Genomic DNA, 24,797 nt, shown 5'->3' on the forward strand with positions numbered 1-24,797 from the left:
CCATTCAAGAAGGCCGCTTTATGGCGGTCTTCTTGAATGGATTTTATACTTTTTTCACTAAAACGAACATTCCCCTGCCATGAATATGTATGTATTATTTAATGGTATTGATGGCTTGGGCAAGAGTGGATTTTATCATCACTTTATCAAAAGGCAGTTGAAGCTTAACAGCAGTCTTGGCTATTTCCGGCCGAAGTCCTGAAAGGGTTGTCCGGATTCCGATCAAAGTTAAGGATTCAATCAATTGTGACAGTTGGTGGGCGGATACACTATCTATTGCATGGACGCCCGATAGGTCAATGAAAAGCCTGGTGACATTTTTTTCAGCGCATTTTTGTAATGTGTTTTCAAGCAAGGACATGCCTCTCGCCGTGTCAATATCACCGATCAGGGGAAGCAACGCCGTGTTATCTTTAAGGGAAATGATAGGCGAGCTCAATTCATCGATCGTTGCCTGCTGGGCTTTCATAATTTTATTGGCATATCTATGATTCGCTTCCGTAAACCGCTCCATCACTTCACTGAGCACCTTGACCACTATCCGGTACCAGGAGTTTATTTCCTCCTGTGTATGTTGATCTCCATGCAATGCCACGAATTGATCAATATAATCCAAGTATTGCTCTTGCGTTCGAAAGAACTCCCTCAATATAAAATAGATGGGTGTGTTTAAATGCTGCTCATCCTGACCGATATCTTCAATCCACTCACCAAGATGCTCAAAGTATTCCCTTTCCTCTGTATCAAAGACCTGAAAGAAACGTAAATGGAATTCATTATTTTGTTGCTTAAGCTTTTTAATTACTTCGGGATCAGGTGAGCAATAAACCCCCGCCTTATCATCTTTATTCAATGTTGCGTACCAATCCTCAGTCAATTGTGCTGCAACACCTAATAAAAATGAATATAGTTCTTTATTTCTGTGCATAAATTCCCCACCTATTTATTTTTTTATCATCCCAATTGGTCCCAGCAATCGATAAATCATCGCTACTGGAAGACTGGAATCAGCATTGTAAGGGTATTGAAAGTTAACGATTCAATCAACAAAGTAAGCATCAAAGATCCCCCCAATGGTCCCCTCTTTCCATTTACCTTCCCAGCTATTTTTGAAACCATACAACTGCCGATTTTTAAAAAAAGGATTCTTAAAAACATTCATCGATTATTCTGGTCATTTTATTGTTATAGTTTACCATTTTTATTTTTTGTTAACAATTTCACCTTCATCCAACCCATTTTCTTTTCACTTGAAAAAAGGACCTGATCCCAGATCCTCCGTTTAGTGGCATTGAGCCGCACTATCCATAACCTTTAAACCATCCCATCACCGTTTCACCCATCTAGTGATCATTACTTTTTCATAAATAAAGCCGTCCATAAACCTTTCACCCCAAAGGTTCCATCAGATTCTTCCTTTTTCCTCATTTTACGTATTTCCACCACTTCAAATTCCTTGAAAATCATTCTAAGTTTTTCTTCAGTAAAACCTAATCCGCCTTTAAGGCTTCTTTGCCTATATACCTCCCAATCCGAGATGTCGGCACCACCTAATATGCCGCCTTCTATAAAACAAGTAAGCGAATACAATCCCTTAGGCCTTAACGCCTTTTTCACCATCTCCAAATAATTGATCCTTCGATGTGGTGCGATATGATGAAAACAACCTGAATCATATACGAAGTCATATCGCCCTTCCTCAATTTCCAACTCAAATATATTCCTTTGAATGAAGTTCACTTGGACTTTCTTTTCTGCCGCTCGTTCTTTTCCCCATTCCAGGGCTTCCTTTGAAAGATCAACCGCATCAACAGAACAGCCCTTTTGAGCAAGGTAAATAGCATTTCTTCCAGGACCGCATCCAAGCTCAAGTACCTTTCCAGACCCAAGCAGCTCACTATCAAAGTATTGAACCAAATTCTCATCAGGGAGATTTCCGAAAAAGGGAACCCCCTTTTCCCGGTCTTCATAAAAACCATTCCAGAATGCAGTTGGCTCACGCAATAACGAATCAAGCATGTTCAATAGATCTTCATAGGTTGTAATCGTCTCCGACAAAACCCATCACCTCTTCCCATTATATCCCACAATTTAATTATACCGATTTCGCCCGGCGGCCATGTAACAGCTGCATCGTTACATATGACGTAAAGCTAGCAAAGTCGCACTCAAACTGCCCTCTGATTGATAATCCAACATTACTTAATAACCGTTGATCAGCTCAATATCCATTAGAAAGGCAAGAAATGATGGACAACGGTGCTCCCATACTTACGCTCCTTGATAGAAACACCCCATTATCAACATTACGGACAGGTTCTATTTTTTAGCTGCCAAACAATAAAACTCATCTCTATTATGTATCCTGATGTCCTTGAATCCGCATTGTACCAAGCTACTTTCTATCTCCTGGATTGAATACAGTTTAAAGTCCTTCGTTTGCTCCATCATTTCCATATTGGTTTTAGATAAAAATAACATTCCATGCGGTTTTAACACTCGGTATGCTTCACATATGCCTTGATCAATATCATCCCAAAAATAAATGGTATGGACGGTGAATACTTTATCAAAAAAGTCATTTCTAAAAGGTAAGCTTTCAATATTGGCTACCTGTATATCCACCACCCCATCGTACAGATACTTCCTATTCCTCCTCATTGCTTCTTTGACCATCTTTTCGGAAATATCGACACCATAATTTCTGCCAAGAATATTCACTTGAGCCAATCTAGTTAATGTGGAGCCATTTCCCATTCCGACTTCCAGAATTTTTTCGTTTCCATTACTATTCAATAAGCCAATTGTCCAATCATTTATAGTATGGTTCCCTCTCTCCATATACCTGCCCACCCATTTGGAGAGAGGGCCTTTCGGATTTTTCAATTGACTCCCAATCCACTTCTGAAACATGCCTCCACCAGCTTCCTCAATATTATTGTTCTTTACCATCACTTTGGCAGCCATAACTATAACAATCAAAATGGCAAGACTGACAAACAAATATATCCCCCTTAGATGAAAAAAATATCCCAGCCGATTAAGAGAATCCACAACTACCTCTCTATCACCAGCAGTTCTCGATATCTCCAAGAAAATAATAATAGGGTTAAAATCATGCTATTGGCAGTAAGCATTGAAAAGATATAATCATGGCCAATCATTTGCATACTGATAAAGGATGTAATAACGACGATTAGAAAAACCAAGGAAGACTTAATTGGGATTTTCCGTTCTATACATCTATTTAAAATAATATAAGGTTATAAACCATGATGAAGAAAATAAACTTCGTTGAGCCCTTCCATTTTTCAGAATGATTTTCACACCTTTTGGGTCTTTACTCTTCCCTCCGTTTACTGATAATTATCTTTCTATACATTCCATTCAGCATGATCGATCGATTTTCTTCCATTTTCATCTTTTTTTCATGTCTACTGAACAAGTCTTCAAACCTCAAGCCAATATCTGTACCTAAAAATCTAATGATGGGTCTCAAAAGCTTTTTGGGTAATGAAAGCCGTTCATCTTTAGAGATAAACTTATCGAATATGATTATTTTCCCCTCGCCTTTTAAAACCCTGATCATTTCCTTAAGACATTCATTTGCATCAGGTACGACGGAAAGGACCAAACTTCCAACTATATAGTCAAACGATTCATTATCGAATTCCATATGCTGTGCATCCATCTCCAGGAAAGTGATCGGTCTATCCCCATATTTAACCATCGCCTTTTTTAGCATATCAGCCGAAAGGTCGATCGCCGTTATCTCAAGGTCAAGGTGCTTAATCAACTCTAAATCGGCACCCGTTCCTACGCCCACAAACAGAACCTTTGCATTGTCATGAAATGATATCTCTTCAAATATACTTTTCCTGGCTTTTAAAAAGAGGGCACTGAAGGTTTTGTCATATATTGGAGACCAAACCTTATAAATTACTTTATTCCACGAATTATTCAACATCCATACCTCCCCGGCCTCTTACATACTTCTTCTATAAAGCATACGGAATCCCTTCCAAGCGGATATGTAAAGTTCATTCAGAATGCGATGTTTCCTTCCACGATAACGGTCAGGTATGCCATATCTCTAAAAACTGTTCCCACTATTGGTTTTCTTCCTTAAATCATCATAAGATTGCTCCTGCCGTGTCCGACATTAGGTTTCCCTGTATTTCTTTCCATAATGAACAACCCTCTAAATCTAAAGGCCATACCTTTTTAAACACAGACCTTACACCTGCAACCATTTTAATAAATTACCTTGACTGTCATAGTAATACATTATAAGATATACCACAGGAGGTGAGGATTTGGTTCAACGACAGCTATCCTCTGACCTGCTTCGCGGACATGTAGATACGATGATTCTAAAACTCCTGCAAAGTGGCGATAAATACGGTTATGAAATCAGCAAACTGATATATATGAGTTCAAATGAGCAATATGAATTAAAGGAAGCGACTATGTATTCCAGTTTAAAACGTCTAGAAAAGGACGGATGCATCATCTCTTATTGGGGAGATGCTTCACAAGGCGGAAGAAGGAAATATTACAAAATCACCCCCATCGGGGAAGACACATATACGCAAAATAAAAATGATTGGGAACTTGCCAAGCAAATACTTGAACGCCTCTTGTAAGAAAGGAAGATGAAATGTGATTGAAAAACTGCAGGCACATGTTCATGGCATTTTTGCACCGTACAAAAATGCAAAAACAGCAAATGAATTGGAAGAAGAACTGCTGCAAAACTTACTCGAAAAATACAATGACCATAAAAAGAATGGCTCTAGTGAGCAGGAAGCATATAAGCTGACTGTGGATTCAATTGGAGAAGTATCAGAACTCATGGACTCACTCAATCTTCACTATAGTGAGCTTGAGYAGGCGGTAAACATGGACTATTCCAGACATCGCTTATTGGATTCCGACTTTCGTTCGGTTTCCGTGCATGACGGGAAATTCAATTCCTGTGATTTAAGCCGCTCTGATTTCAGCCATTCCGACCTGACGAACAGCACCTTTAAAAGCAGTAACTTAAATAAATGCATCTTTGAAAACGTCAATTTAACGAGCACCCTATTTAAAAGCGCGAATTTAAAAGGCGTAACTTTCAAGAACAGCATTTATAATAAGACCCATTTTAAAGGCTGTAATTTATCTGGTCTTACATTTGATGGGGAAACATTCAACCAAACCATTTTCGAGGGTTCTTCATTGAAAAAGGCATCATTTCGTGATGCCACACTCATCAATGTTCAATTCCGGATGTCCGATTTAAAGAAAATCGACTTTACTGGAGCATCGATGGATAAACTTACTTACAACTTTTTAAATGGAGCGAAGGTTGATCTTAGCAGCGTGACCATCATCTAAAGGAGGGATTTCCAATGACGTTACCGATTGCGATTGTCGTATCCACCTCAATCATTTGCGTGACCGTATTTTTGACTGCGGTCGTTTTAAAAGGAATGAGCATGGGGGAATGATTGATTAAAGAACCCTGTGCTAAGACAATACACGTCTTAGCACAGGGTTTTTACGTTTTCAATTTAAATCCATGAATTTAAGTATAGAAGTAACAATTATCCTATATTAAGAGAAATGACCATTTTCCTTGCTGGTAAAAACCAATTGATTTTATTTTCTGACTATTATACAATAACTCAAATTAACCTAATTTTATTTAACATTCCATGAAGAGAAAGAGTACGTTATAGTTTCTGTTCCAAAGAGAGCTGGTGCTTTGCTGAAAGCCAGTGTCCAGATAATAACCGAAGATCATCTCTGAGAAGTAAAGCCGAACCTTTAGTAAGCTTTACCGGTTTCCTCCGTTATAAGGGACAACATACAATTATGTTTGTAAAGGGCAGCATGTGCTTTCTAAGCATTCCATTAAACAAGAGTGGTACCGCGAGTTCCGAATCTCGTCTCTTAATGAGACGGGATTTTTGTTTTAATCCAGTTAAATCAATGAAAATAAAGGCAAAGCAGGTGAAGGTCTAATGCAGACACTATTATTCGTAACAGATTTATACTATGAAGCAAAAGGAAGAAATTATTATGAGGAGGATTTGTTCCTTACTTCGGAACTTAGGGAAGATTTTCAATTGGTCATTTGTCACCCTGAAGACACTGAAACATTTGAAAAGGACTTTGACCTAATTGTATTTCGAAATGCTGGTCCAGTAGCAAATTTTAAAGATAAGTATCAAGCATTCCGCAATAGAGCGGCTACTGGTTTGAAAACTTACAATTCATTTATTGGAAAGGCTGATATGAACGGGAAAGAATACTTAATTGAACTGACGAATGCCCAATTTCCTGTCATTCCAACTATCGATACCCTTGATTCTTTAAATAAACTTCCTAATGTAGCATTGTACATAGTGAAGCCCAAAGATGGTGCAGATTCCATCGGTTTGGAATTTGTCACGAAAGATGAATTGGGAGATAAAATCGATTCAGAATCAAAGAACCTATTGGTACAACCTTTTATCAACTTTGAGTATGAGGTTTCATTTTATTTTATCGATAAGGAATTTCAGTATGCTCTTTATGCACCAGACAAAGAGAAAAGATGGGAATTAAAGGAATATACACCAACAGAAAAAGATTTAGCCTTTGCTCAGCAATTTATTGAATGGAATAATCTTGATTGGGGGATTCAACGAGTTGATGCATGCCGGAATGAGCAAGGTGAACTTTTATTGGTTGAACTGGAAGATTTAAATCCCTATCTTTCCTTGCTGGAATTAACTGATGAGACCCGTCAGAACTTTGTAAAAGCGATGAAAAAATCAATACAGAAAGCTCTTCAAGCTTAGAATAACAAAGAAAGACTTTTAATTAAGTCGTTTCAGACTGTCGCAAAAATTCGTGAACGGACGAATAAAATTTGAGTTAGGTCGAATAACTGGGTTGCGCGGTCGAATAAACTGCGCGGGAGGTCGAAAAACTGGCTAGCCGAGATCCCACAGACGCGTGCTTTGGTGAGGCTTGGCAGACAGTCGGCGGCCGAAATCAAATGGAACGATTTTCAACTAAAAAAACTGCAGGCAAACTCGCTTTTCTTCGAGTTTGTCTACAGCCTGAAACGACTTTTAATTGTTAAACTATCTGAGATTTATGCCATTTCCATGCACTTTCAATAATCTCTTCCAAATCTATTGATGCTTTCCATCCAAGTTCTTCATATATCTTATTAGCTGAAGCAACCAGACGGGTTGGATCTCCAGGGCGACGGTCTGCATACTCTATGGTCGGCTTCACTCCTGTGACCTTTTCACAAGTGTCGATTACATCTTTAACCGAAAATCCTTTTCCATTCCCAAGATTGTAGATGGCCGTATCCTTCTTCCCGGACAATAGGGCTTGAAGCGCGATTATATGAGCTTTGGCTAAGTCCGTTACATGAATATAATCACGAATGCAAGTGCCATCTTTCGTGTCATAGTCTGTGCCAAATACGGAAATCTTCTCTCGTTGACCTAATAAATGCTGTAAAATAATAGGAATCAGATGTGTTTCAGGATCATGACTTTCACCGATTTCTGCCGAAACATGTGCTCCAGCCGCATTAAAGTAACGTAAAACGACATAGTGGAGTCCATATGCATTTGCAAAGTCACTTAAGATTTGCTCCACCATCAATTTCGAGCGGCCATATGGATTAATCGGATCAGTTGGCTGATCTTCATCAATCATATCCACATTTGGTATACCGTAAGTAGCTGCCGTTGATGAAAAAATGAAATTCCTTACATCATGCTTGAGCATGGTATTCACTAATGTAAGAGTTGCACCAACATTATTATCATAGTATTTATAAGGGTCTTGGACAGACTCACCTACCAAGCTATTAGCAGCAAAGTGCATTACAGCTTTAATGGGATATTTAAGGAATATTTCATTCAAGACCGCTTCGTCTCCTAAATTCCCTTCTACCAAGATGGCCTTCGAATCGACCAGTGAAGGAAAACCGGTTGAGAGATTATCCAGAATGACAACCTCTTCTGTATTCACTAACTCTTTTACAAGATGACTTCCAATATAGCCTGCACCGCCAACGACCAAAATCATATAATATTTACCCTTTCTTTTTAAACTGACTTCTTTACGTTATAAGTTCTCCCAACAAACCTCACGCGTCTTAAGAATTGGGCGTCCCTGGATCGCACACTTTAGCCCTTTTAGCCATAATAATCCCCTCCAGGTAGTCGTGTACAATCCAAAATTGTTCGTGATCTTAGTACACTCTCTACCTAAAGGGGATAGTATCACATAGGTGTTTTCTCTATTTAAAATGGTCTATCTGATTCCTGCTTTATGCATCTTGAGGATATTTTCCATTTCTTTTATAATGTCGTCTCTTAAATCAGGACGTTGAAGGGCAAATTCAATTGTCGTTTTCACAAAGCCATCAACAACTCCTACATCATAACGTTTTCCTTCAAAATCGTAAGCGAAGACTTTTTGGATTTCATTCAGTTTTTGGATCGCATCCGTTAACTGGATTTCACCGCCAGCCCCTGTTTCCTGCTTAGCTAAGAAATCAAATATTTCCGGTGTTAGTATGTATCTTCCCATGATGGCTAAATTGGATGGTGCCGTTCCTTGTTCTGGCTTTTCAACGAATCGGTTCACTTCGTATCTTCTGCCTTCTTGAGTAAGCGGGTCAATGATGCCGTATCTATGTGTTTCATTCTCATTTACTGGCTGCACTCCAATGATGGACGAACCTGTCGCATCATATTCGTTGATTAATTGACGTAGTGATGGCACATCGCTTTGAACGATGTCATCGCCTAAAAGGACTGCAAATGGCTCATCACCAATAAAGTTACGTGCACACCAAACAGCATGTCCAAGGCCTCTCGGTTCTTTTTGCCTAATGTAGTGGATATTAGCTAAATTCGATGGGTATTGTACCTTCTCCAATAAATCGAATTTCCCTTTTTCCCTCAAGTTATTTTCTAGTTCGTATGCATTATCAAAATGATCTTCTATCGCACGTTTATTCTTTCCCGTGACAATGATAATATCTTCGATTCCCGCTTTCACGGCTTCTTCTATAATATATTGAATAGTTGGTTTGTCCACTATTGGCAGCATTTCTTTTGGCATTGCCTTCGTAGCAGGCAAAAATCTAGTTCCCAATCCAGCTGCAGGAATTATAGCCTTTTTTACTTTTTTCATACTCTTGTTACTCCTCCATATCAACTTTAAAAATTAAACCCATAAAATTTACAGTTTTTTCTTAATCACCATATTAATAGTAACATAGTCTGGTTTTTTGTTAAAATGTTTGTATATTCAATACTTTTTATATCCTATTTATTATATACCAATTTCTTCATAATTTAAAACTTATTGGGTAAATCTTTCATCTACAACTGTTTAGACACATAAATTGACACTATTCACCGTCTCTAGCTTGGAACGGAACGTCTGATAAAGTAAACATGGCCCTTTCCCGAATGAATATCAGGAAAAGGCCTTATTTTCTTGATTATACGGCTGTCAGGTCCAAAGACTGACTTATTTAGTACTATTGATCATCCCATTAATTTTTTCCATGAAAGCATTCATGACTAGGTTCAACTTCAGCTCGGCTTCTTCCATCGTTTCACCTTGGATTCCGAAATAGAATTTGATTTTAGGTTCTGTCCCAGATGGCCGTAAGCATACCCATGTGCCATCCTCAAGGAAGTACTTAATTACATTTGATTTAGGTAAATCAATGACTTCTTCCTTATCGGTGCCCACCGTCAGCTTCATGCCGCTTTGATAATCCTCCTGCACAGTTACAGCTTTTCCGGCTATTTGCTTTGGAGAATCCTCACGGAATTGATTCAGTATCCCTTGAATCTGCCCAGCGCCTTCGATCCCCTTTAAGGTCAATGACTGGAGTCCCTCCAGGTAATATCCGTACTTTTCAAATATATTTAGCAAACCTTCATATAGGTCCATGCCCTGCTTTTTATAGTAGGCACACACTTCCACCGCAAGAACGGCAGCTTGGATCGCATCTTTATCACGGGCAAAATCCTTGATTAAATAGCCATAACTTTCTTCATACCCGAATAAGAATGTGTGCTTACCGTTTTTCTCATATTCGTTGATCTTTTCAGCGATGAATTTAAAACCCGTTAATACATCAACGGTCCCTAAGCCATATTCATTTGCGATCCTGCGGCCTATTTCAGAAGTCACTATCGTTTTTAAGACAACTCCATTGGGAGGTAAAGTGCGTTTCGATTTCTTTTCTTTTAAAAGATAATCCAATATTAGTGCACCAGTTTGGTTACCTGTAAGCACTACATATTCGCCATTCTTATTTTTAACGGCGATACCGAGCCGATCTGCATCCGGATCTGTTGCGATCAACAGGTCCGCCGATACCTCATTTCCTAATTCAATGGCCATTTCAAATGCTGCATGTTCTTCAGGGTTCGGTGATTTGACTGTCGAAAAATTGGGATCAGGCAATTCCTGCTCTTTAACAACATGTACCTTATCGTATCCCAGATCTTTTAAAGCCCGCCTAACCGACTTATTTGCTGTGCCATGAAGTGGTGTGAATACTACTGTCACATCAACTTCTTCGCTTAGATTTCTGTTTTCGGGCACAGTAAGCAACTTTTCATTATAAGCGGCATCGATTTCCTCTCCGACAATCTCAATGAGGCCCTGTGCTTTCAATGCCACTTCATCTTTTACCGAAATGGCAAGTTCATTTTCAATCGCATTCACGAATTCAATCACTTTATCAGCAGTAGCCGGAGGAAGCTGGGCACCATCTGGTCCGTACACTTTATAGCCATTATACTCAGGGGGATTATGACTTGCCGTGATAACGATCCCAGCATAGGCATTCAGTTCTCGAACGGCAAAGGATAACTCCGGCGTTGGTCTTAGCTCATCGAATAGATAAGCCTTGATCCCTTCAGTAGCCAAGGTCTTGGCTGCTTCCAAGGCAAATTCAGGTGATTTAAAACGTGAATCGTAGGCAATCGCGACACCTCTGCGTTTTGCTTCATCACCCATCGATTGCAGATAATGGGCTAATCCCAATGTTGCTTTGCGGACTGTATAAAGATTCATTCGATTGGTACCTGCCCCAATTTCCCCGCGCATACCGCCTGTGCCAAATTCCAAGTTCTTATAAAACGCATCTTCAATATGTTTTTCATCATCTTGCATCTTGTTTAGTAATGACTTCATTTCCTCATCAAGGGCTTCGAAATTCACCCATGAGTGGTAAGAACATTTATAATCCATTTTCACATTGTCCTTCTTTCTTTCTGGTTCCCTGTTGGGAAATCTAGATGTTCTGCTAAAGACTAACAGTTATCACTGAAATAAAAAAAAAGCCATTCATAGGACTTTCTTCACTATATTATCAGCAATAAATGGATATCAGTCAATATTTTAAAACATAAAAAGGTTTGTTAGGGATGGATAATCAATTGAATTTGAATGGAGGCAATAATCAGGGGATGGCGATGGATTCGGTGATCTTGGACATCAGCCCCTCCTTAAGACAGGGGCTGATGTCCACTATAATGGATCACCTTACAAACAAATTATTCAGCTTCGGCAACAACTGTAAAACGTTGATTGATGTGTTGCGGGTTTTCTATTTCATCAAGTACTGCAACCGCAAAATCGGCATAGCTTACATAACTTTCACCTTTTGAGTTTACAAGAAGGTTGTCTTTACCCAGTTTATACTCACCTGTTCTATTTCCTTGCGGATCAAAGAAGGCTGAAGGACTGATGAACGTCCATTGGATTCCAGTGGCATTATTTAAATCCTCAAGGTTCTTGGATTGATTAGATGCTGTTGCAAAGTATTCTTTCGGGAATTCAGGTGTTTCCAGTACACGTATCGTTTTCGCCTCGTCAACGAAAAGGCTTCCAGCTCCGCCAACAACGATCAGTTTAGTTTGAGGAGCCCCTTTCATGGCATCAATTAAGATTTTTCCTGCATCGACATGCAGATGTTCTTTCCCTGGTGCAGCACCAAAGGCATTCACTACCACATCAAATGCTTTAATATCTTCAGCTTTCAGATCGAATAGGTCTTTTTCCTGTACGGATGCTCCTTGAATTTGGAGTTTGGCTTGATCCCTGACAATAGCAGTAACTTCATGTCCCCTAGTCAATCCTTCTTTTAAAATCATACTTCCAGCTTTTCCGCTCGCACCAATAATACCTATTTTCATTTTCAAATTCCTCCTATATCGTTTTTGAACCCTTAATTGAATCCTTAATTGTAACTCGATTGCTTACATGTAATAATATAGGTTACAAGTCACTGATTTGTCAAATATATTTTATCCTGCCTTTTAGTCTTATGAGTCATTACGATTGGTAAGTTTCGATTTTCGATGATATATTCCGGTTTTCGATGATATATTCCGGTTTTCGATGATATATTCCGGTTTTCGATGATATATTCCGGTTTTCGTTGATATATTCCGGTTTTCGATGATAAAAAAAGCACCATTCCCTGTAGAGTTGACAAAGAATGGTGCTTTTTTCAAATATGGCGGTTCTTCCGCATTAGCAGTCCCATACAGATAGTAATGAGAGTAAAAGCAATAAAAKCCAAAAACGGAATCGTGATGAAGCCTAACCAATTAATATACTCACCGGAGCAAGGAACACCACTTTGGCACATTTCGAAATGCTGTAGTGCTGGAATTTTTTGCAGACTATAGTGATACCCTGAAACCAACATGCCCAAAATCGATAATGGGAGTATGTACCGATGGATTTTCAGGTCCTGCTCATAAAAGGCACGGCCCAATAAAATAACGAGCGGGTACATCAAGATCCTTTGATACCAACAAAAGGTACAAGGTACATAATGGAGAACCTCACTAAAATAGAGACTTCCAGCAGTGGCAATGATTGATAGGATCCACGAAAATAATAATGGCTTGTTCATCAACTATTTCTCCTTCGCTGCATCATCAACCATTTTCACTAAATCATCGATTGTATTTCCTTCAAACTTCTTGCCATTAACGAATAAGGAAGGTGTTCCAGAAACGCCTAATTCGTCGGCAATCTTCATATCCTTATTCCATTGGTCCTCAGAATTACCGGCTTTAAAAGAGGAAACGACCTTTTTCACATCTTTGTCATTTGCGATTTCTTTCAATGTATCTTCTAGGAATTTGTCCGTAAACACATCTTCCTTTTCATATTTCGGGTCATCTGGCTGCTTATCGTACAACAGCTCATGAAATTTCCAAAAGGTATCATTTCCTAATTCTTGATAAACACTTTCCGCAAATTTAGCGGATCTAATTGAATCGACGTTAATGAACGAATAATTCATGAAATAAAATTGTGCTTTTCCAGTATCAATCAATTCACTTTGTATAGAAGGAAAGAACTTCTCCTCGAATGTCTTACACACTGGACATTTATAATCACCAAATTCCACAATTTGAACAGGGGCCGATTTTTCTCCCAAATAGGGCTGTGATTTATAATCCATTTCAGATACAGCGGTATCTGTATCTTTGTCTTTCCCATTCGCTAAAAATATAAAGCCAATAATGATTACAGCGATTAACCCTATGATCCAAAACATGAATGCTGAAGATTGTTTTGGATTACCCTTTTTTTTATTAGCCATCATATACCTCCATCTGTTGTAGTTGTTTAGAAATTCCTTAAACAGCCATAATGGACACCTATAAGCACCATTAAGGCCGATTTCAGTTCCCCCTTCCTATATGCCTCTCACCTGTAACTGATTCATTTACACGTAATAATATAAGTTTCACTATGATGTTTGTCAATTACACATACCTTTTATTTTTGCTTCTTCTTAACGGCGTTACTTGACAGGGTAAAGGTTAATGGATAAATATTATTCTTGCACCCTCAATTATAACTTGTAACTACTTGAATTACATGTTAAATAATTTATACTATATAAGAATAGAGATTTTAAAGGAGAGAAAAAAGAGATGTCCATCAGTACCCGCTTTTCCGTAGGAATCCATATATTATCTCTTTTAGAAATAAATAAAGAAGGCGTTAACACTTCTGATTTTATTGCAAAAAGTGTAAACACCAACCCAGCATTAATCAGAAAAATCACCGGCATGCTGAAGAGTGCAGGTTTAGTCAACGTTCGTCCAGGTATTGCCGGAGCGACATTGGCCAAGGAATTATCGGATATTACTTTACTTGATGTTTACCAGGCTGTTAACGTTGTATCCGATAAAGAGTTATTTGGAATCCATGAAAATCCTAATCCAGCATGCACTGTTGGAAGAAATATACAAAATACGATAGAACCCATCTTTTCAGTTGCTGAACTTGCCTTGGAAAAGGCATTGGGAGTGGTAACGATCGAGGATGTCGTTAAGGATATTTTAGAAAAGGATAAAATGAAATAATCAATGCTTCATTTTATCCTTTTCGTCGATATGAAGCGTTTTTCGAGCGGGAAGTTGGTTTTAAAAGCAAAAAACACATGAGTCGGTCTCTGTGTTTTTTGCTTCTTCCTTATTTGTACTTAGGAACTTCAATCGTCAATTTATAGGAATCTAATAAACTATACAAATTATAAATCTGTTTCACTTGTTTTGTTGCCCAGCCAATGTCAGTAGCATACTGGTGTGTAGCATATCCATATTTCTCTGCAGCTATAGGATTCCATCTCATTTTGTATAGCGTGTCCTGTCCAGCAGAGATATATCCTTTGGCGATAAATTCGGCTCCGCCTATGATGGCCGCTTCCGGAGTGAACCAGCCTGCATTATATGCGTATTGAGCGCCGCTGCTTAACGCTGTTCCGTCAAAAGCCCCCACTCCATACATATTATAGACCGTTTTCCCGTTCACCTTAACTCCAGTCGCCAACGGTGAAGTGCCATTCCCGGTTTCCAGCAAAGCATGTGAAATCAGGTAGATTTCATTCACCCCATACTTTTCCCCTGCCGAAGTGAAGGTTGCAGCTTGGCCTTGTAAAATCCCTTTACCTGAAAGGATTCTATCATTCACTTCAGAAACGTTCATGTTGGTGACTTGGGAGAGCTTAACGAACTGGAACGATTTGACTGGATCATTCACAAAATTATCCGGATTGAGATTATATTCTATATCTTCCGGGCTGGCATTTACCCATGTCTTGTTATAATCCACCTCATACCAATAGTATCCGTCAGCGCCCATGACTTTTGATTTGATATTCAATGATTGATAATTGCTGACAGCACCGACTACCCAATAATTAGATCCAGCTCCGCCCCTGACACGCCATCCAGTTCCTTTTACCGTACCTTTTGTTGGATTGATTAACGTTAACCCATCCTCTCGTATGTAGGTTTTATACGTTTTATCCGTTTGACCATTCACGGCCATTTGGATTTCAACCATCTTGTCCATCGAAAGATTGTACTCTTTATCGATCCTGATTATCGATCCATTAGAACTCCCTGGAACTTCCGGCGCTTTGGCTGTTAAATATTGCGTGCTTACATATCCCGTTTTTCCATTAGCTGTGACTCTTGACCAGCCATTAGACTCAGAATATACATTTACGGCCGTATTGTTTACAAGCTTGGCAATAATCGAAGCGGAAGCTGATGCAGAAGAGCGCATATTCAGACTGGAGCCATCATTCACATTTACATATTTAACTAACGTGGTTTCTTCTTCGTCTGGATTCGGATCCGGGCTTTCCGGTACAGAACCAGGCTTCGTTTCTGATAGATATTGCGTACTGACGTAACCTTCTCCGCCATACGCTATAATTTTTGACCAGCCATTTGATTCCGAGATGACTTCTACCTCTGCACCCTTGGCCAATTTCACAATGATGGAAGCACTTTCTGACGGTTTATTCCGCATATTCAGAGAACCTGAGCTTACATTTACATATTTCGTCGTCGTTTTTTCAGGTATGATTGGATTGGGAGCCGTTCCTGGCTTCGTTGTTGAAAGATAGTTAGTACTTACATACCCATCTATTCCATTGGCCTTGATTTTCGCCCAGCCTTTGGATTCCGAATACACCGTCACTTTCGTTCCTTTTGAAAGCTTCGCGACTATGCTCGCACTTTCCGTTCCGCTTTTTCGCATATTGAGAGAACCAGAGCTTACATTTACATATTTCGTCGTCGTTTTTTCAGGTATGATTGGATTGGGAGCCGTTCCTGGCTTCGTTGTTGAAAGATAGTCAGTACTGACATACCCATCTATTCCATTGGCCTTGATCTTCGCCCAGCCTTTGGATTCCGAATACACCGTCACTTTCGTTCCTTTTGAAAGCTTCGCGACTATACTGGCACTTTCCGTTCCGCTTTTTCGCATATTGAGGGAACCTGAGCTTACATTTACATATTTCGTCGTCGTTTTTTCAGGTATGATTGGATTGGGAGCCGTTCCTGGCTTCGTTGTTGAAAGATAGTCAGTACTGACATACCCATCTATTCCATTGGCTTTAATTTTCGCCCAGCCTTTGGATTCCGAGTACACCGTCACTTGTGTGCCCCTTGTCAGCTTTGCGACTATACTGGCACTTTCCGTTCCGCTTTTTCGCATATTGAGGGAACCTGAGCTTACATTTACATATTTCGTCGTCGTTTTTTCAGGTATGATTGGATTGGGAGCCGTTCCTGGCTTCGTTGTTGAAAGATAGTCAGTACTGACATACCCATCTATTCCATTGGCTTTAATTTTCGCCCATCCTTTGGATTCCGAATACACCGTCACTTTCGTTCCTTTTGAAAGCTTCGCGACTATGCTCGCACTTTCCGTTCCGCTTTTTCGCATATTAAGTGAACCTGTACTGACATTCACATATTTTGTTGTCGTTTTTTGAGGTGTGGCTATTGTGGTTCCCGATCCTGGCTTTGCAGCAGACAGATACTTGGTATTGACATATCCGTCTTTTCCGTTGGCTTTAATTTTCGCCCAGCCTTTGGATTCCGAATACACCGTTACCTGTGTGCCCCTTGTCAGCTTTGCGACTACGCTTGCACTTTCTATACCGCTTTTTCGCATATTAAGTGAACCTGTACTGACCTTCACATATTTCGTTGTCGTTTTAACGGTTTCCGCAGCTTTGGTTACCGTTCCAGGTTTTGTCGTCGATAGATACTTGGTACTGACATATCCATCTATTCCATTGGCTTTAATTTTCGCCCAGCCTTTGGATTCCGAGTACACCGTCACTTGTGTGCCCCTTGTCAGCTTTGCGACTATACTGGCACTTTCCGTTCCGCTTTTTCGCATATTAAGTGAACCTGTACTGACATTCACATATTTTGTTGTCGTTTTAACGGTTGCTGCAGCTTTGGTTACCGTACCAGGTTTTGTCGTCGATAAATACTTGGTACTGACATATCCGTCTTTTCCATTGGCTTTAATTTTCGCCCAGCCTTTGGATTCCGAATACACCGTTACCTGTGTACCTTTTGCCAGCTTGGCGACTACGCTTGCACTTTCTATACCACTTTTTCGCATATTAAGTGAGCCCGTGCTGACATTCACATATTTCGTTGTCGTTTTAATGGCTACTGCTGCTTTAGTTAAAGTTCCTGGCTTCGTTGCCGATAAATAATTGGTACTGACATATCCATCTTTTCCATTGGCTCTGATCTTCGCCCAGCCTTTGGATTCCGAATACACCGTTACCTGTGTGCCTTTTGCCAGCTTGGCGACTACGCTTGCACTTTCAGTACCTGTTTTTCTCATATTGAGCGAGCCGGAATTTACATGGACGAACATGACACCTGTTTCAATATTGGCCTGTTCTGCATGTAGTGGAGCTGCAGATATTTTTTCTTCGAAAGCAACTGTAGACAACACTGCAAAACAGAAAGTTGGTAAAATTAATTTCTTCATCTCATTCTCCCTACTAAAGAATTATATTTTTAACATTTATTTAAATATCGGTTAAAATAAGTATTATGTTATAGGTATTTATCCTCATTCATTAAAAACATACCATATTCCTTTAAATCTATAGAGGGATCGATGAATTTGTAACAAAATAGTAAACTAATAGACATATTTGCAACGAAAATTCATTTCCTAAGTTTCTAAGAGGATGCACAAGTTTGTCGTCGAAATAAAGTATATTGAAATATTTATTCAGTTAATTAATTTATGGGGACGAACATCTTCCTGAATATACCGAATATACATAAAGGGTAAGCATACAATCCGAATATTTGACGGATTGAGGCAATAATCTATATACTCACTATATATACTTATATGAATCCTTCTGTTAAGGGGAGTAGCTATACAATAAAGTCGTCAATACAGGATTTAATCCTCGGCTTTATTGGCAACTGATCTTAGTTGTTTGCAAGACCTTGCCGATTATTTGGTGAGGTCTTTTAATTTTTAAAAGACGGTATAACCAACAATCGGTTATACCGTCTTTTTTTGATTCGAAAAAAATTCACAATAGAGGTGAAAAGTATGCAGAACTATTATGAATTAGCTCAAAGCGTTAAGATTTCCGATGATAAAAAGCATATATTGCTTGATGCCGACCAATCTTTATCACTTATCGGAAAAGGCCGAAGCGCTTATGTATTCCGAATTCATTCCACCAATAAAGCCCTAAAAGTGTTTTTCCCGGACCATACTCACACAGCAAAAGTTGAAGCTGAAATATACAAAACCGTTCAAGCCATCAATTACTATCCAACACTATATGATGCGGGGGGAAATTACCTGGTTATAGATCACATCGAAGGCAACACTCTTTTTGAATGTTTAACATTAGGAATCCCGATAACGGAAAAAAACATCGAGGAGATTGACCATGCCTTACAATTAGCAAGGAAAGAGGGATTGAATCCTTCGGATATCCATTTACGAAACATCTTCATCACTTCCGAAATGAAGGTGAAGATCATTGACGTTGCAAGGTTTAAACAAGTGAAATCATGTAATCAGTGGCATGACCTGAAAAGTGCTTTTCACCTTTTATATTCGAAGTCATTTTTTCCGAAGAAAATCCCTGGCTTCATACTGAATTCCATTGCAGCGATTTATAAAAAGAGATTCTTGCCCATCTGATCATCACCATAAAAACAAATGGAGGCATATATGAAAAAAAGAATGACCATTGTTTTTCTGTCCTTCCTTATATTAAGCGGCTGTTCGCTTTTGGGAGAAGTCAATTCATCATTGGAGTATGCGGATAATGCGACGGGATATATTAATACCGTTAAGGATTTTGCCAATGAGGTGTCCGCATTGGCACAAGATGCCGTCACGAATGCCGAAGCAAGGGAAAATCTTGAAAAAGAATTGCAATTGATGAAAACGGAGATCGAAGACTTCAATCCAACTGAACCACCCCAAATCGCTGAAGGCATCCATGAGAAAATCGTCAGCTCAAATCAACAGCTTTCAGATGGAATTGAATTATACTTGAATAATATTGAAAGTGGCCAAATCGACCCTAAGGCATTGGAAGATTCAGAGGTAATGAAATCAATCGATAATTTAACAGAGCTGGCAAAACAAATTGAAGAATTGGGTAATTAAGCAGTCTGCTTCCTTAATCCTTATTCCTGATTTCAGGAATAAGGAGAATGGCTCGAAACAAATCATTGACATGAAACCAAAAGGTTTTATATAATCAATAAAGCGAAACCAATTGGTTTCATATTTTTCAATGACAAAGGAGAATCAGTATGGAAAATCAACATACACTACAGGATATCAAGAAGACAGTTATTCTTGAAGCACCTATCCAAAAAGTTTGGGATACAGTTTCGACTGCAGAGGGCATAGCTTCATGGTTCATGCCAAATGATTTTCAACCGAAAGTGGGACATGAGTTCCATGTGCAATCACCTTTTGGTCCATCTCCTTGTAAGGTAACGGAGTTAGATGCTCCTCATCGTCTTTCATTCAGTTGGGATACGGACGGTTGGTTCATTTCCTTCATTTTAAAAGAACTGGATGGCAAAACGGAGTTCACCCTTATTCATGGTGGTTGGAAAGAGCCTGATACGATTCTTCCGAAACCGAATGAAAAGAGCTCAGTGATTCGCGAGAGAATGGATCATGGCTGGGAACAGCTCGTTCATGCAAAACTTAAAAAGGTTGTTGAGGGCTAAGTGTCTGCAGCAGAAAAGCATGATGTATTTCAGGCTATCGCCGACCCAACCCGCCGTAAGGTCCTGCAATTGCTTGCTGAAGGGGATTTACCCATTTCAGAAATCACTTCTCACTTTTCCATGAGCCGGACAGCGATTGCCAAGCATCTTCATATCCTTTCTGAAGCTGAATTGGTCAGTGGCCGGAAGGTAGGCAGAGAGAAACGCTTTCGACTTCAGCCAGAACCTTTAGCGGAATTGAAACAGTGGCTTTCCTTTTATGATCAATTCTGGGATAACAAATTATCCATCCTTAAACATGTGATTGAAAATTCAGGGGAGAATGGATTGAAAGTCATCGATAAAGAAAAGGACACAGATGAACCATCATAATGAAGATAACCCCCGGCGCATTGCACCGGGGGCTTTTTTCATTAGTTTATGCATCCATCTCCACATTGTGTTCTTTGCGCTTCCGGATGACCATCGTTAGCAATAGTAGTAGATTGAAGAAAATGATGCATCCAGTAAGGAACACGATACTCGTTGTCAATGCATCCACTCCAAGGCTCGTACTCATCGCCTGACGGAAGCCCATGACAGAGTATGTCATTGGTATGAACGGGTGAACATGACTGAAGAAGTTATTGGTCAGTTCCACAGGGAACATTCCTCCGCTTGCACCTAGCTGTAGTACAAGGAATATCATCGCTATTAAACGACCTGGATTTCCAAATCCTACGGTCAGGAAGGTAACGATGAACATGAAGGTAAGTGAAGTCAAAATGGAAACCCCTATGAATTGCCCCATGTTCTCGACCTGTAAGTCCATTCCCCAAATCATAATCGCATCCAACACTAATGCTGAAAGCGTTGCTTGGATAAATAGGACCGTGAATTTACTGAACCACCATGCCACTCCAGATGTAGGTCTTGTAGATGCCTTGCCTGTCGGGAATCCCATGTTGAAGGCAATAGCTCCTACAAATAACCCAAGAGACAATACATAAGGAGCTAGGGCATGACCATAATTAGGCACGTTACTGCTTTTTTGTTCTTTAACCTGTGCCGGTTCAGCAATCATGCTGTAATTATCATCTGTTGTTTCATTTTCATTTATTTCTTCTGCACCATTACTCAGTTTTTCCGAAAGTTCGCCTGTTCCATCTTTTAGAGAGGAGATTCCATCGCCCAATTTATTTGAACCTTCAGCAAGTGCTGATGAACCTTTATTGATTTTACCTGCTCCATCAGCAAGTTGAATGACTCCATTGCTTAAAGTTGGTAAATTGCTTGCCAATTGTTCAGTGCCTTTAACAAGTGCTGATGAACCATCTTTCAAGGAACCTGAGTTTGCATTCAGCTCATTCGCCCCATTAGCAAGTTTATTTGCCCCTTCGCCAACTTGGCTAACACCAAACGCATACTTCTCAAGACCATTGCCAAAGGAGGATGACCCTGCCTGAAGTTGTGAAACTCCATCAACCAGTTGACCAGATCCCTCAGTTAGTTTTGATAAACCATTGTTTAACGAAGAACCGCCTTGTGCTAACTGATTGATCCCATTCACTAGTTCTGGTGTCCGTTCATTTAAACTATCGGTTGCCGCCGTTAATTGATTGCTGCCTTTAACGGCTTCATTCATGCCGGTATTTAATTGGCTTGCACCAGGAATCAATTGTTCTTCCAATGAGTTCCTTATTGCCGTATACCCATTTAACGCTGAAACGGCGTTTGGATTAACTTTATTCACCGCATTATTTAAATTGGCCACCTGTTCTGGAAGTTGGCCTAATCCATTCAATACTGGCATTACTTTATTCGTTAATTGCGTTGATAAGTCGGATACACTTGCAGCAAGATTCGATGCAATTTGTTTTTGTGCTCCCGCTTGTATTTGAAGTTCATTTTGAATGGCTCCAATTAATTCGGATTGTTGTTCACTGGTCATACTTTTGTATGCTTCAGTGTTTTGAACGGTATTGATTGTGCTTTGTCCATTATTCGCAATCGTTGATTGAAGTTCCGTTAAAGCTGCTTGGCTTTTATTGAGATCTTCAGTAATGCCAGATACGGTACCGGACGTGCTGCTTCCTGCTGGGACCGCTTTTTGCAATTGATTCACACCGCTTTGAATGCTTGACAGTCCTTGCTTAAGCTGACTCAGCTGTTCTTCTGCGGGCAATTGGCCATCCATCTTTTTCAGGCCGGCATTTAACGCCCCGCTTCCTTCAGCCAGTTTAATGATTCCCTCATTTAAACTCTGCTGACCTGCTGCCATTTTTGGGATTCCTGTAGATTGGTCCGTCAGCTGCCTTGCATTTTGCGATAATTGATTCAACCCATCATTCAAATTCGCACTGCCTGTTTGCGCTTGTGCTAATCCAGTATTTAAAGTTTGGGCTCCTGGAACCACTTCGGCCAGCCCAGTGGAAAGTTGGGAAGAACCTTGTATAAGTGCTTTACTATTATTTGTTAATTCCCCTGTACCTGATGCGAGTTCGTTCGCACCCTTTTGCAACTGACCGACACCAGAAGTGTATTGTGATATTCCCTTATTCAATTCCGAAGCGCCACTTTCAAGTTTATTGGCTCCTTCCAAAAACTCGCCAACACCAATTTGAAGTTTATTCGCTCCCTCTTTAAAAGTTAATGTACTGGAAGCTAATTTATTCAGATTCTCTGTCACTTCTTTGTTTCCATCATGCAGTTTTTCAGCACCTTCATCCAGTTTTGATGCCCCATCTGCTGCATCACCGAATCCATCTCCGATTTCATCCAGTTGTGAGAAGATCGCTTCCGCATATTCTTTTGTGACACTTTCAGCAATTTCCGTTTTCAGGTTATTCGCTGCCTGTTTTCCGACCGTTTCCGAAACGAAACTGCGTCCAGGATTCACATCATATGTTAAATTCATTTTCTTAGGCTTATCATCCAGGACGGTTGAAGCATTTTTTGAAAAGTCCTCTGGAATGGTAACAACCATATAATATGTACCATCTTTGAATCCTTTTTTCGCCGCTTTTTCCGTTACGAAATGCCATTCTAAATCATCATTGTCCTTTAATTGCTCGATTAGCTCATTACCGACAGTTAAGGTTTTACCCTCATACTCCGCCTTCACATCATTATTCACGACTGCAACAGGCAATTTACCCGTATTCCCGTATGGATTCCAAGCAGAACTAAGGAATAACCCTCCATAAATAATCGGAACGAACAGTAAAACGATTGCGACACCGATCAGTTTTGGATTTGTAAGTAAAAGCTTCCATTCTTGTTTAAGCATGTTCACTCTTTTTCACCCTTCTTTTCACGCATTAATTCACTCAATGACCCCGAACTCCAATTAAGAGTCGGTATGTCCGTGTTGCCAAAGCTTTCTTTAAGCAAATCTGCCACTGTTTGGCTGGAAAAGAACTCCATTAAAAGTTCATCCGCCTGAGAAAACATTCGCCGAAGAACATCCATGCCCTTTTCTGCATACTCTCCATCTTTAAACGCTTTTTCTATAAGTCCTGTATCTGGAAACATCGAAATGGGGCCTTCCATCGCTTCAATAATTTCAAGGTTTTTAATCTTATCTGCACTTTTGGCAAGAGAAAGGCCGCCATTATTACCAGGAACGGAAGTGATTATCCCCTTACAGACCAATTTCCTTATGATTTTTTTCAAATAAGAAGGAGAAACCTCTAACCGCCTGCTGATCTCATTAGACGAAAGCGGTACATTTTTATCCTGGGTTGAGAGTATAACAATGATGCATATTGCTTGCTCGACCCCTTTAGTTAATTGCAATTCAGTTCACCTCTTCAAATAGTTAAGTGGATGTTTCATATCCATAATGGATATTCGGTATCTATAATTAAACCCTGTTTCATCTAAGAAATCAAGTTATTTTTAGAAAAAAATTCCTAAAAAAAGGTGAACCCCTTATTACAGCATAATAAGGGGTTCACCTTTACAACAACTTTTATAGATCATTTAGAAATTCATTGACTGCCTCTGGGGTTTTAGCATTCGCACTGTGCAAATGTGCAATCTTTTCTCCATTTTTAAAAACCAATAAAGATGGAATTCCCATCACGGTCTGCTCTTCTGAAATCTCTGGATACTCGTCACGATCGATTGTAAACCACTGTTTGTCTTGATGTTCTTGGGTGATCTCATCAATGAACATGTCTAAACGTTTGCAGTCTGGACACCATGTAGTCGTAAAAATCCCGACTGTCAGTCCCTCTTGTTTAATTTGTTCACGGTATTCTTGTTCAGTATTAATATTTTTCATGATTGTCCCCTCCGAACTTTTCTTATCATCATCATACTTTCATCCATGAATAAATGTACTCAAGGATTAATATATAATTAATTCCTTCACAGTACAAACGGTTTATCCTCGATCTGGTTCGGGGTGAGACACTTCCGAACCCCCTTTGGTCAAAAATTTTAAGAAAAGCCAGTTTGCCCATAGTTTTTTCTTTAGGCTCTTTTCGTAAAGATTGTTGTTTTTAAAACGAAACTATTTAAGGTTGATTGGAGCGGAAGTGCGAGACTCCTGCGGGAGCAGCGGGACAGGTGAGACCCCACAGGCGTTTACGCCGAGGAGGCTCACCGCCCGCACCAAGGAAAGCGAGCATCTGGAGGGGAAATCAACCACAACTCACTACCTGGTAAATAGCAACATAG

Annotated in this window: 21 protein-coding genes, 2 pseudogenes and 1 other annotated feature; of the genes and pseudogenes, 9 read left to right on the top strand and 14 right to left on the bottom strand. The window is 39.7% G+C overall.

The features are described from left to right. Positions 1-94: 94 nt before the first annotated feature. From AC1DVK_RS16095 to AC1DVK_RS16110, 4 genes are all read right to left on the bottom strand, one after another. Positions 95-928, bottom strand: coding sequence for an STAS domain-containing protein (locus AC1DVK_RS16095; protein WP_477626900.1), 834 nt, complete (start codon positions 926-928; stop codon positions 95-97). A gap of 425 nt (positions 929-1,353) precedes the next feature. Further along, positions 1,354-2,058, bottom strand: a complete 705-nt coding sequence (locus tag AC1DVK_RS16100) for a class I SAM-dependent methyltransferase (protein ID WP_477626901.1) — start codon at positions 2,056-2,058, stop codon at positions 1,354-1,356. A gap of 261 nt (positions 2,059-2,319) precedes the next feature. Continuing rightward, a complete protein-coding gene (locus tag AC1DVK_RS16105; protein ID WP_317778216.1) occupies positions 2,320-3,003 on the bottom strand; it encodes a class I SAM-dependent methyltransferase in 684 nt (227 codons plus the stop codon). 337 nt (positions 3,004-3,340) lie between these two features. Next, positions 3,341-3,964 (bottom strand): class I SAM-dependent methyltransferase, encoded by a 624-nt coding sequence (locus tag AC1DVK_RS16110; protein WP_477626902.1) that lies wholly within the window; start codon positions 3,962-3,964, stop codon positions 3,341-3,343. 403 nt (positions 3,965-4,367) lie between these two features. Between AC1DVK_RS16110 and AC1DVK_RS16115 the strand changes: the two genes are divergently transcribed. From AC1DVK_RS16115 to AC1DVK_RS16125, 3 genes are all read left to right on the top strand, one after another. Next, complete coding sequence (locus tag AC1DVK_RS16115; protein WP_375166274.1) at positions 4,368-4,646, top strand: PadR family transcriptional regulator; 279 nt, start codon at positions 4,368-4,370, stop codon at positions 4,644-4,646. Between the two features lie 16 nt (positions 4,647-4,662). Then, a complete protein-coding gene (locus AC1DVK_RS16120) occupies positions 4,663-5,382 on the top strand; it encodes a pentapeptide repeat-containing protein (RefSeq protein WP_477626903.1) in 720 nt (239 codons plus the stop codon). Positions 5,383-5,693: 311 nt separating this feature from the next. Continuing rightward, positions 5,694-5,944: a binding site (T-box leader), on the top strand. Between the two features lie 67 nt (positions 5,945-6,011). Continuing rightward, positions 6,012-6,833 (top strand): ATP-grasp domain-containing protein, encoded by an 822-nt coding sequence (locus AC1DVK_RS16125; RefSeq protein WP_377384871.1) that lies wholly within the window; start codon positions 6,012-6,014, stop codon positions 6,831-6,833. Positions 6,834-7,116: 283 nt separating this feature from the next. Here AC1DVK_RS16125 and galE read toward each other — a convergent pair whose 3' ends face one another. From galE to AC1DVK_RS16155, 6 genes are all read right to left on the bottom strand, one after another. Next, complete coding sequence (galE, locus tag AC1DVK_RS16130) at positions 7,117-8,088, bottom strand: UDP-glucose 4-epimerase GalE (protein ID WP_477626904.1); 972 nt, start codon at positions 8,086-8,088, stop codon at positions 7,117-7,119. Between the two features lie 228 nt (positions 8,089-8,316). Next, positions 8,317-9,204 (bottom strand): UTP--glucose-1-phosphate uridylyltransferase GalU, encoded by an 888-nt coding sequence (galU, locus tag AC1DVK_RS16135; protein WP_089362753.1) that lies wholly within the window; start codon positions 9,202-9,204, stop codon positions 8,317-8,319. 342 nt (positions 9,205-9,546) lie between these two features. Continuing rightward, positions 9,547-11,289: a phospho-sugar mutase gene (locus tag AC1DVK_RS16140; protein WP_477626905.1), complete on the bottom strand. Its 1,743-nt coding sequence runs from the start codon at positions 11,287-11,289 to the stop codon at positions 9,547-9,549. Between the two features lie 305 nt (positions 11,290-11,594). Further along, positions 11,595-12,236, bottom strand: coding sequence for an NAD(P)-dependent oxidoreductase (locus AC1DVK_RS16145; RefSeq protein WP_477626906.1), 642 nt, complete (start codon positions 12,234-12,236; stop codon positions 11,595-11,597). 317 nt (positions 12,237-12,553) lie between these two features. Beyond that, positions 12,554-12,964: a disulfide oxidoreductase gene (locus tag AC1DVK_RS16150; RefSeq protein ID WP_477626907.1), complete on the bottom strand. Its 411-nt coding sequence runs from the start codon at positions 12,962-12,964 to the stop codon at positions 12,554-12,556. A gap of 3 nt (positions 12,965-12,967) precedes the next feature. Beyond that, on the bottom strand, positions 12,968-13,663 hold the full coding sequence (locus AC1DVK_RS16155; RefSeq protein WP_318686760.1) for a DsbA family protein: 696 nt from the start codon (positions 13,661-13,663) through the stop codon (positions 12,968-12,970). A 337-nt stretch (positions 13,664-14,000) separates the two neighbouring features. Here AC1DVK_RS16155 and AC1DVK_RS16160 point away from each other — a divergent pair, with 337 nt between their 5' ends. Next, positions 14,001-14,435 (top strand): Rrf2 family transcriptional regulator, encoded by a 435-nt coding sequence (locus AC1DVK_RS16160; RefSeq protein WP_061465201.1) that lies wholly within the window; start codon positions 14,001-14,003, stop codon positions 14,433-14,435. 109 nt (positions 14,436-14,544) lie between these two features. On the opposite strand, the gene AC1DVK_RS16165 is transcribed toward AC1DVK_RS16160, so the two are convergent. After that, the gene (locus tag AC1DVK_RS16165) at positions 14,545-17,889 is read right to left on the bottom strand and encodes an SH3 domain-containing protein (protein ID WP_477626908.1); all 3,345 of its coding nucleotides are present in this window, start codon (positions 17,887-17,889) and stop codon (positions 14,545-14,547) included. Positions 17,890-18,474: 585 nt separating this feature from the next. Between AC1DVK_RS16165 and AC1DVK_RS16170 the strand changes: the two genes are divergently transcribed. The 4 genes from AC1DVK_RS16170 (at position 18,475) to AC1DVK_RS16185 (ending at position 20,504) form a co-directional block, all read left to right on the top strand. Beyond that, positions 18,475-19,080: a protein kinase family protein gene (locus AC1DVK_RS16170; RefSeq protein ID WP_477626912.1), complete on the top strand. Its 606-nt coding sequence runs from the start codon at positions 18,475-18,477 to the stop codon at positions 19,078-19,080. A gap of 30 nt (positions 19,081-19,110) precedes the next feature. Further along, positions 19,111-19,554, top strand: coding sequence for a DUF6376 family protein (locus AC1DVK_RS16175; protein ID WP_477626909.1), 444 nt, complete (start codon positions 19,111-19,113; stop codon positions 19,552-19,554). 149 nt (positions 19,555-19,703) lie between these two features. Then, positions 19,704-20,132 carry an SRPBCC family protein gene (locus tag AC1DVK_RS16180; protein WP_477626910.1) on the top strand — a complete coding sequence of 143 codons (429 nt, stop codon included), beginning with the start codon at positions 19,704-19,706 and terminating at the stop codon, positions 20,130-20,132. Beyond that, entirely contained in the window at positions 20,133-20,504 is a 372-nt protein-coding gene (locus tag AC1DVK_RS16185) for an ArsR/SmtB family transcription factor (protein WP_061465208.1), read from the top strand. Positions 20,505-20,550: 46 nt separating this feature from the next. Here the strand turns inward: AC1DVK_RS16185 and AC1DVK_RS16190 are convergent, their stop codons facing one another. The 3 genes and pseudogenes from AC1DVK_RS16190 to AC1DVK_RS16200 form a co-directional block, all read right to left on the bottom strand. After that, positions 20,551-23,400, bottom strand: a complete 2,850-nt coding sequence (locus AC1DVK_RS16190; protein ID WP_477626913.1) for a YhgE/Pip family protein — start codon at positions 23,398-23,400, stop codon at positions 20,551-20,553. Positions 23,401-23,402: 2 nt separating this feature from the next. Then, on the bottom strand, positions 23,403-23,909 hold the full coding sequence (locus tag AC1DVK_RS16195; RefSeq protein WP_089362741.1) for an RrF2 family transcriptional regulator: 507 nt from the start codon (positions 23,907-23,909) through the stop codon (positions 23,403-23,405). 175 nt (positions 23,910-24,084) lie between these two features. Continuing rightward, a pseudogene (locus AC1DVK_RS16200) lies at positions 24,085-24,414 on the bottom strand (thioredoxin family protein); the annotation flags it as partial. Between the two features lie 199 nt (positions 24,415-24,613). Here AC1DVK_RS16200 and AC1DVK_RS16205 point away from each other — a divergent pair. Continuing rightward, a pseudogene (locus AC1DVK_RS16205) lies at positions 24,614-24,797 on the top strand (hypothetical protein); the annotation flags it as partial.

The sequence above is a fragment of the Peribacillus sp. P4_B1 genome (assembly GCF_056402395.1).